This window comes from Paenibacillus uliginis N3/975, from assembly GCF_900177425.1.
Classification (GTDB): Bacteria; Bacillota; Bacilli; order Paenibacillales; family Paenibacillaceae; genus Paenibacillus_AQ; species Paenibacillus_AQ uliginis.
On record NZ_LT840184.1, the window covers coordinates 2,034,938 to 2,043,212 of the forward strand.

General features: G+C 45.9%; 9 protein-coding genes and 1 pseudogene. All 10 read left to right on the forward strand.

All coding sequences use genetic code 11. From position 1 onward, the window contains the following. Positions 1-115: 115 nt before the first annotated feature. Positions 116-763: a PAQR family membrane homeostasis protein TrhA gene (trhA, locus tag B9N86_RS09615; protein ID WP_208918826.1), complete on the forward strand. Its 648-nt coding sequence runs from the start codon at positions 116-118 to the stop codon at positions 761-763. Between the two features lie 136 nt (positions 764-899). Then, complete coding sequence (locus B9N86_RS09620; protein WP_208918827.1) at positions 900-1,256, forward strand: putative DNA-binding protein; 357 nt, start codon at positions 900-902, stop codon at positions 1,254-1,256. A gap of 24 nt (positions 1,257-1,280) precedes the next feature. Beyond that, positions 1,281-2,660, forward strand: a complete 1,380-nt coding sequence (gene ffh, locus B9N86_RS09625; RefSeq protein WP_208918828.1) for a signal recognition particle protein — start codon at positions 1,281-1,283, stop codon at positions 2,658-2,660. A gap of 53 nt (positions 2,661-2,713) precedes the next feature. Next, positions 2,714-2,986 (forward strand): 30S ribosomal protein S16, encoded by a 273-nt coding sequence (gene rpsP / locus B9N86_RS09630; RefSeq protein ID WP_006211361.1) that lies wholly within the window; start codon positions 2,714-2,716, stop codon positions 2,984-2,986. A 21-nt stretch (positions 2,987-3,007) separates the two neighbouring features. Beyond that, positions 3,008-3,238, forward strand: coding sequence for a KH domain-containing protein (locus B9N86_RS09635; protein ID WP_006211360.1), 231 nt, complete (start codon positions 3,008-3,010; stop codon positions 3,236-3,238). Positions 3,239-3,364: 126 nt separating this feature from the next. After that, positions 3,365-3,889: a ribosome maturation factor RimM gene (gene rimM, locus B9N86_RS09640; protein ID WP_208918829.1), complete on the forward strand. Its 525-nt coding sequence runs from the start codon at positions 3,365-3,367 to the stop codon at positions 3,887-3,889. A 1-nt stretch (position 3,890) separates the two neighbouring features. After that, positions 3,891-4,721, forward strand: a complete 831-nt coding sequence (trmD, locus tag B9N86_RS09645) for a tRNA (guanosine(37)-N1)-methyltransferase TrmD (protein WP_208918830.1) — start codon at positions 3,891-3,893, stop codon at positions 4,719-4,721. A gap of 136 nt (positions 4,722-4,857) precedes the next feature. Next, a complete protein-coding gene (locus B9N86_RS09650) occupies positions 4,858-5,565 on the forward strand; it encodes a class I SAM-dependent methyltransferase (protein WP_208918831.1) in 708 nt (235 codons plus the stop codon). Positions 5,566-5,596: 31 nt separating this feature from the next. Continuing rightward, positions 5,597-6,424 (forward strand): glycosyltransferase family 2 protein, encoded by an 828-nt coding sequence (locus tag B9N86_RS09655; RefSeq protein ID WP_208918832.1) that lies wholly within the window; start codon positions 5,597-5,599, stop codon positions 6,422-6,424. A 184-nt stretch (positions 6,425-6,608) separates the two neighbouring features. Continuing rightward, positions 6,609-8,275 (forward strand): annotated as a pseudogene (locus B9N86_RS30620) (collagen-like protein); the annotation flags it as partial.

The following is an 8,275-nucleotide window of genomic DNA, read 5'->3' on the forward strand; positions in this document are numbered from 1 at the left end:
CATCGTCTATGAAACTGCAATTTTGAGAATGAAGGTGATGCTGCTTCTCGGCTGGATTTGAATGACAGAAGCGCTTATAATGAGGAATAAAGATTAGTACGAAAGGAAGTTGGTTGTGGCGAATACTTATACTTATCCCCGCAGGGAAGAAATAGCCAACGCAATTACTCATGGTATTGGCGCAGCGCTCAGTGTAGCCGCTCTCGTGCTGCTGATTGTCTTCTCCAGTATCGAAGGAACTGTCTGGCATGTGGTGAGCTTTACGATTTATGGAACAACCATGCTGCTTCTGTACCTGAATTCCACACTGGTTCACAGTTTTAAGGAAGGGAAAGCGAAGGATGTGTTTGAGTTCCTTGACCACTCTTCCATCTACTTGTTTATCGCCGGAACCTATACTCCATTTTTGTTGGTGGCGGTTCGTGGAACTCTTGGATGGAGCTTGTTCGGGGTCATCTGGGGCATCGCTTTGTTCGGGGTTATATTTAAAGCCTTCTTCGTCAAAAAATTTCTTTTCATGTCCACGGTGTTTTACATCGCAATGGGGTGGCTGATTGTCATTGCGTGGAATCCGTTGACTGCGGTTATCGCTCCGCAAGGCATAAATTTATTAGTTGGTGGTGGTTTGCTGTATACGCTAGGCACCATTTTTTATGTATGGAGAGGTTTTCCGTTCCATCATGCGATCTGGCATCTGTTCGTACTGGCAGGCAGTGTGCTGCACTTTTTCGCAGTACTGATCTACCTGCTGCCAATTCGCTGATTGCTTGAAAAATATAAGACAATAAAATGAGAAGGATGACAAGGAGAAAAGCTTGACATCCTTCTATGTTTTTTGTATGATAATGTTCGTTAAGTGAACTGTAAAGTGTTTTTCCTTGACGAGGGGGTGCCCTTAAATGAGTCAGGAGAACCGACTCGAGAAGACGAACCGTATTAATCTGCTGTTCGATTTCTACGAACGACTGCTTACAGAGAAGCAGCAGACGTTTTTAAAGCACTATTTTCATGAGGATTTCTCCTTGGGTGAAATTGCGAGTGAGTTTGAAATTAGCCGTCAGGCTGTTTATGAGCACATCAAGCGTGCAGAACAGGTGCTGGAGACTTATGAAGAGAAGCTCGGTCTTCTGAAGAAGCACGAGGAGCGTCTCCATGAGCTTGAAAAGCTGAGAAATCTGCTTAATGATAGCGCCTTGAATGAACACGATAAGAAATTAATGACCGATATGGTAAATCAACTCATGTTATGGGATTAAGAATGTAGGACGGAGGTGGCGGATATGGCATTTGAAGGATTGACCAGCAGGCTGCAGAATGTGTTCAGCAAGCTTCGCGGTAAAGGTAAAGTATCCGAAGAGGATGTAACTGAAGCCATGCGCGAGGTTCGTCTGGCACTTCTTGAAGCCGACGTCAACTTCAAAGTAGTAAAGGAATTTGTAGCCAAGGTCAAAGAAAAAGCTATTGGCAAGGAAGTAATGGACAGCTTCACGCCGGGTATGGTTATCATTGACATTGTCAACAAAGAACTGACAGAGCTGATGGGCGGAAGCCAATCGAAGCTTGCGAAGAGCACCAAGCCCCCAACCGTTATTATGATGGCAGGTCTGCAAGGTGCGGGTAAGACAACAACTTCGGGTAAACTTGCCAAGCTTCTTTTGAAGCAGAACAGCCGTCCGCTACTTGTAGCCGGTGATATCTATCGTCCGGCAGCGATCAAGCAGCTGGAGGTTCTGGGTGAGCAGATCAAGGTTCCTGTATTCTCTCTTGGTGACAAAACAAGCCCGGTAGAAATTGCGAAGCAAGGTTTGCAGCATGCCAAGGATAATGGTCATGATTATGTCATTATCGATACTGCCGGACGTCTTCATGTTGATGAAGAGCTGATGGAAGAGCTGAAACAGATTCATAGTGTTGTAAATCCGGATGAAGTTCTGCTCGTCGTGGATGCGATGACAGGTCAGGATGCTGTCAATGTGGCAGACAGCTTCAATAAACAGTTAGAGTTAACTGGTGTTGTATTGACCAAACTTGACGGTGACACTCGAGGCGGTGCCGCATTATCTGTTAAAGCAGTCACCGGATGCCCGATTAAGTTCGCAGCACTCGGAGAGAAGATCGACGCTTTGGAGCCGTTCCATCCGGAGCGGATGGCATCCCGGATTCTCGGAATGGGTGATATGCTCTCCCTGATCGAGAAGGCTCAGTCGAACATCGATGCCGATAAAGCCAAGGAAATGGAACGGAAGATGCGTAATGCTGAGTTCACGTTCGAGGATTTCCTGGAGCAAATGGAGCAGGTTAAGAAGCTTGGTCCACTGGACCAGCTGATGGACATGATTCCAGGTATGGGCAAGATGAAGCAGACGAAAGATCTCAAGGTAGATGAGAAGCAGATGGGTCGCATCGAGGCGATCGTGCACTCCATGACAACCGAAGAGAAGCAGCAGCCGGACATCATCAATCATAACCGCCGTAAGCGGATTGCAACCGGTAGTGGTACATCGCTTGCCGAGGTTAACCGCCTCATCAAGCAGTTTGATGAAATGCGCCGGATGATGAAGCAGTTCTCCGATATGATGGGTCCAAAGGGTGGCAAGAATAAGGCCATGAAGCAGTTGAAGGGTTTAACCGGTAAAGGAATGAAGTTTCCTTTCCGTTAAGGTTTAAATAGAGGAAAGAAACAGGACATTTTTTGAAGGAGGTGAATTTTCAAATGGCAGTACGTATTCGTCTGAAACGTATGGGTGCTCACAAAGCCCCTTTCTACCGCGTGGTGGTTTCTGATTCTCGTTCCCCGCGTGACGGTCGTTTTATCGAGGAAATCGGTTATTATAATCCGGTTGCTCAACCGGCTGAAGTTAAGATCGATGAAGAAAAAGCGCTCAACTGGCTTCAAAACGGTGCGCAAGCATCCGATACTGTTCGCAACTTGCTGAGCAAGGCGGGCGTTATGAAGAAGTTTCATGAGCTTAAGCATCAGAAATAAGACTGATCGCGAGGGTCATCTATGGAAGAATTAGTTCGTGTAATTGCTAAGGCTTTAGTGGATCATCCAGAAGATGTGACCGTGAAGACAGTTGAGAAGGAGCACTTGATTGTATATGAACTGTACGTGCATCCTGACGATGTCGGGAAGGTCATAGGCAAGCAGGGGCGAATCGCCAAATCACTGCGCACGGTCGTAACATCGGCGGCAGTTAAAATGGATAAACGGGTGACCGTTGATATCATTTCTTAAAGACTTTTTCTTAAAGATATACGAAAGGGGGTTAGGATGCATGTCCTAGCCCTTTTTCGTACATGCTGAAGAAATCCGGTAGGTTGGAATGTGATCTGAATTCATAACGAGATGCAGGAGGAAGACATGTCTGAGAAGTTATTTACCGTAGGGAAAATCGTGAATACACACGGTATTCGCGGCGAAATTAAGGTAGTGCCACATACGGATTTTGCAGAGCAGCGTTTCGCGAGCAAAAGTCAGCTGTTTATCGTGTCGCCAAAGGGTGGCAGACCTGTACCCGTAACGGTGGAATCATCCCGCTTTCATAAAAACATGTATGTCATCAAGTTTAAAGAAATTAGTGGAATTAATGAAGCTGAGAAATATAAAGAAAGTCTTCTTAAAATCAGTGAAGAGCTTCAAGAGGAACTTCCGGAGAACGAGTATTACTTTCATGAAATCATCGGGTGCCGTGTCATCACTGATGACGAGCCTGCTGAAGAGTTAGGTACCATTACGGAGATTCTGACACCAGGTGCTAACGATGTATGGGTAGTGAAAACTCCTAAAGGTACAGAAATCCTTCTTCCGTCCATTCCGGATGTAGTGCTGGATGTGGATAAAGTCTCCAAAATTGTTCGGGTTCACCTGATGGAAGGATTGTTATAACATGAAGGTTGATGTTCTGACGCTGTTTCCTGAAATGTTTGACGGCGTATTCCATTCTAGCATATTGGGTAAAGCTGCTGAGAAGGGAATCGTCTCTTTGAATGCGGTTAACTTCCGCCAGTATTCCGGCAATAAACACTCACAGGTGGATGATACGCCTTATGGAGGCGGGGGCGGAATGGTTCTTAAACCGGATCCGATCTTTGCGGCTGTTGAGGATTTGCTGTCATCGACGTCAGCAGCTTCCGGAAGTGATACGGATTCGGATACTGCTGTAGTTGAAGAGGTACCTTCAGTGCAGGTCGCGGCTCACCAGAAGCCACCCCGTGTTATTTTGATGTGCCCCCAAGGTGAAACATTTACGCAGAAAAAAGCGGAAGAGCTTGCGCAGGAAGAACATTTGATATTTGTTTGTGGCCATTATGAAGGTTATGATGAACGGATTCGTGAATATCTGGTAACGGATGAACTATCCATCGGTGATTATGTGCTGACAGGCGGAGAGCTTCCGGCCATGGTAATCATTGATTCAGTTGTCCGGCTTCTCCCTGGAGTCCTTGGTAATGAAATGTCTGCCGTTACAGACTCTTTCAGTACAGGTCTGCTGGAATATCCGCATTACACTCGTCCGGCTGAGTTCAGAGGATGGAAAGTGCCGGATATCTTGTTGAGCGGCCATCATGCGAATATTGAGGTGTGGCGCAGAGAGCAGGCATTGCAGAGAACCTGGGAGCGGCGTCCAGAACTGTTGGAAAGTCTGGAGCTTACCCCAAAAGATAAGATTTTTCTGGAAAAACTTCGTGCGAATCGTGAACGTGAGAATCATGAATAATGAAAGAATATATCGAAGAGGAAGTCCTTTGCGGACTTTCTCTTTTTTTGTGGGAAATGTTACATAACGGATGAGCTCTGTTGCATAACATACTGGTATTCGTCATTGTCTTAATTTGTCTAGATGGAGGATGTCTATGCACCGTTTCTGGGAACATGTGATTAAGCACGTGCTAATAGCAGTAAGGCCGAAAACCATTGTTGAGATCGGCTCTTTAACAGGTGTAACGACTTTTAAGCTGCTGCAGTATTGTAAACACCTTGGAGGACGATGCATTGTCGTGGATCCTAATCCTCAATACGATGTAGCTTTGTTGAGGGAACATTACGGCGAGGAAGTCGTAAGCATCATCGAACAATTCAGTCTGGAGGCTCTGCCCTCTATAGATCAATATGACATGATTCTAATTGATGGAGATCATAACTGGTATACGGTATATCATGAGTTGAAGTTAGTAGAGCAAATGGCCGACAAAACAGGACGGTTTCCTGTGGTTCTTCTTCATGATACCGATTGGCCTTATGGCCGGAGAGATATGTATTATTATCCTGATTCTATACCCGAGGCCTTTCGGAAATCGTATGCAACAAAAGGGATGAAACCAGGACAATCCGAGCTGCTGGAGATCGGCGGATTCAACAATATAGCTTACAATGCGCTTTATGAAGGCGGAGAACGCAATGGTGTTCGTTCAGCGGTTGAGGATTTTATAAAAGAAACTCCAATAAAGCTGCGGCACTATGAACTGTTTTCTAACAATGGTCTTAGTATTTTGGTATCGGAAGATGAAGATTCACTCATCTATTCACAAATATCTTACATATTAGACAGTTCCGGATTGTAAAATAGGTCACTCAAAAAAGGAGGGTTTAGGATTGAGTGATAGCTTAACTTCAATTGTTGTTCTTACGAAGGATCGCTTGGATTTAACAAAACGGTGTGTGGAAAGTGTTATACGTAATACAGATATTCCTTTTGAGTGGATATTTATAGATAACGGTTCAAAAGATGATACGATTGAATATCTGCAAACTGTACAGAACGCTATAGTCATTCAAAATTCGGAAAATAAAGGATTTGCTGCAGGCTGCAATCAAGGGATTGTCGCTGCGAGCGGGAAATATATAGTTCTTCTGAACAATGATACTGTGGTGACACCAGGTTGGCTTTCAAAATTACACATGTGGTTAAAGAGAGTACCTTCTATTGGTATTGTAGGACCCGTTTCAAATTTTGTTGCTCCTATTCAAAGAGTTGACGATGCGGTGTATCAATCGCTGGAAGAATTAGATGCATATGCGGAAAAACGGTCGTTGCTTTTCAAGGAGAAAGGGTTTTATCCTCACCGTTTAACTGGATTATGTATGTTGTTTCCTGTAGAACTCGTAAACCGGATCGGTGGAATGGATGAAAGGTTTTTCCCTGGAAATTATGAAGACGATGATTTCTGTATCAGAGCCCGGATTAGTGGTTATACACTTTGGGTAGCGCAAGATGTGTTTATTCACCATGAAGGACACGGGACTTTTGGCGGTAGGGATATCACTTACAAACTTTCCTCGTTAAAAAATGCGGACAAATTTCGTCAGAAATGGAGTGTTGGCCGGTCTGCATTTGAGATTGACCAGTGTGGATATAATCCGAGTGACATCGTTACCAGAGAGGTTCATTTTATTCCTGCCAGGCACGTTGAGAAACTATAATAAAGACACTGAGATAGCTCTATTCATGACTTACTCTAAGCAATCTTCCTGAACAATTAGGGGATGATTGCTTTTTTTGTTACTGGGAGCAGAACTGAACCGAGCTAATGGGAATAATCTGTCCTTATAGGCACATAGGCACTGGAAATTATGGGTCCGGCGATGACGATTTGGGAGGGAGAACATGAACCAACAGAAGAGGCGCAGAGGTCAAAAGTTAAAGGTTAAGAGCGCTAAAAGTTCTCTTAAGACGAGAGGCCCTCGAACAAGAACACTTATTCAATTGATTAGACAGTTGAGCGCTAATATACCAAAGGTGTTCACAGACGACGGGGGGGACGGGAGTTTTACACTGCTTAAATCGCAGGTGCAAACTGTGAACAGACTAATTCAAAATATGCCTTTTAGTATACGTAAAAAAAGAGCGATTCGAAACGCTGCACAGCAAATTGACATAATGCCAAACGTGTCCGACCCGATTGAGGTTGCAAAAGGATTACAACATTTTATAAATGTAGTGATGATTTCAGCAGTTCGCATAGGTGTACGAAGGGCTGTTGAGACTCCTGTGAACGACGGATTGAGGGTTTTACGGCAAGTGCTGGAAGCAGGAATTGGCTCAAACACACCACAGGATCCTACACTATTAATAAATTCGCTGGATAGTTTACCGTTCTTTATCATGAATGCGATGACTCAACCCGGGATGGAAGCACGAGAGCAGCTAAGGGGTGTATTAAGCGGAATCAGCGAGCAGACTGTTTTGTTGGGAGCTACAACTTTGCAAAGTAACAGGCTTCGAGAAACAGAACAGAATATTATCAATCTTTTGGAACAGGACCCTATTCCGGCAGTGCTTATTAACGAGGAATTGACTGATTATTTAACCACTTTAGCAGGATTAGTCCCGACTTTAAATATACCGTTAGCAGGAGAGGCATCATTGTTTCAATCATTTAGTGCGGTGTCACGTTCGAGTGCTGAGAGTGTTTATGGGGTTACGGTAATGCAAGCGTTAGAGGGGGTATCAGGAGCAATTGGTGAAACAGGAGCTACCGGAGCAATAGGATCTACAGGAGCCACTGGAGCGACAGGTCCATTAGGATCGACTGGAGTTAGAGGGTCTACCGGAGCAAGAGGTGCAACAGGTGTTACAGGGGCTAGAGGTATAACAGGATTAGCTGGAATTAGAGGGGTTACTGGAGCAACCGGAGCAACAGGATTAGTAGGGGCGACAGGTGCAACGGGTGTTACAGGGGTAACTGGTGCAAGGGGGACAACAGGAGTAGCTGGTGCAAGGGGGACAACAGGAGTAGCTGGAGCCAGGGGGGTAACCGGAGCTAAAGGAGCCACAGGAGCTACAGGAGGAACTGGAGCTAGGGGGGAAACGGGAGTAACCGGTGCCAGAGGCGTGACAGGAGCAACGGGCGCAGCAGGTGGTGAGACAGGAGAAACGGGAGCCACAGGACAAACAGGTGCGACAGGTGTGACAGGCGCTACAGGAGTAACAGGTGAAACAGGAGCAACGGGAGCAACAGGAGCAACAGGAGCGACAGGAGCCACGGGAGAGACTGGTGGAACAGGGGCGACAGGCGCTACAGGAGGAACTGGAGCAGTAGGTGAAACCGGGGCAACAGGAGAAACGGGAGCAACAGGGGCAACCGGAGAGACTGGTGAAACAGGAGCAACGGGAGCAACGGGAGCAACCGGAGAGACTGGTGGAACAGGGGCAACGGGAGCAACAGGAGGAACTGGAGCAGTAGGTGAAACCGGGGCAACCGGAGTAACAGGAACCACGGGAGTTACCGGAGTAACAGGGATAACAGGAGCCACAGGAGTAACGGGTGAAAC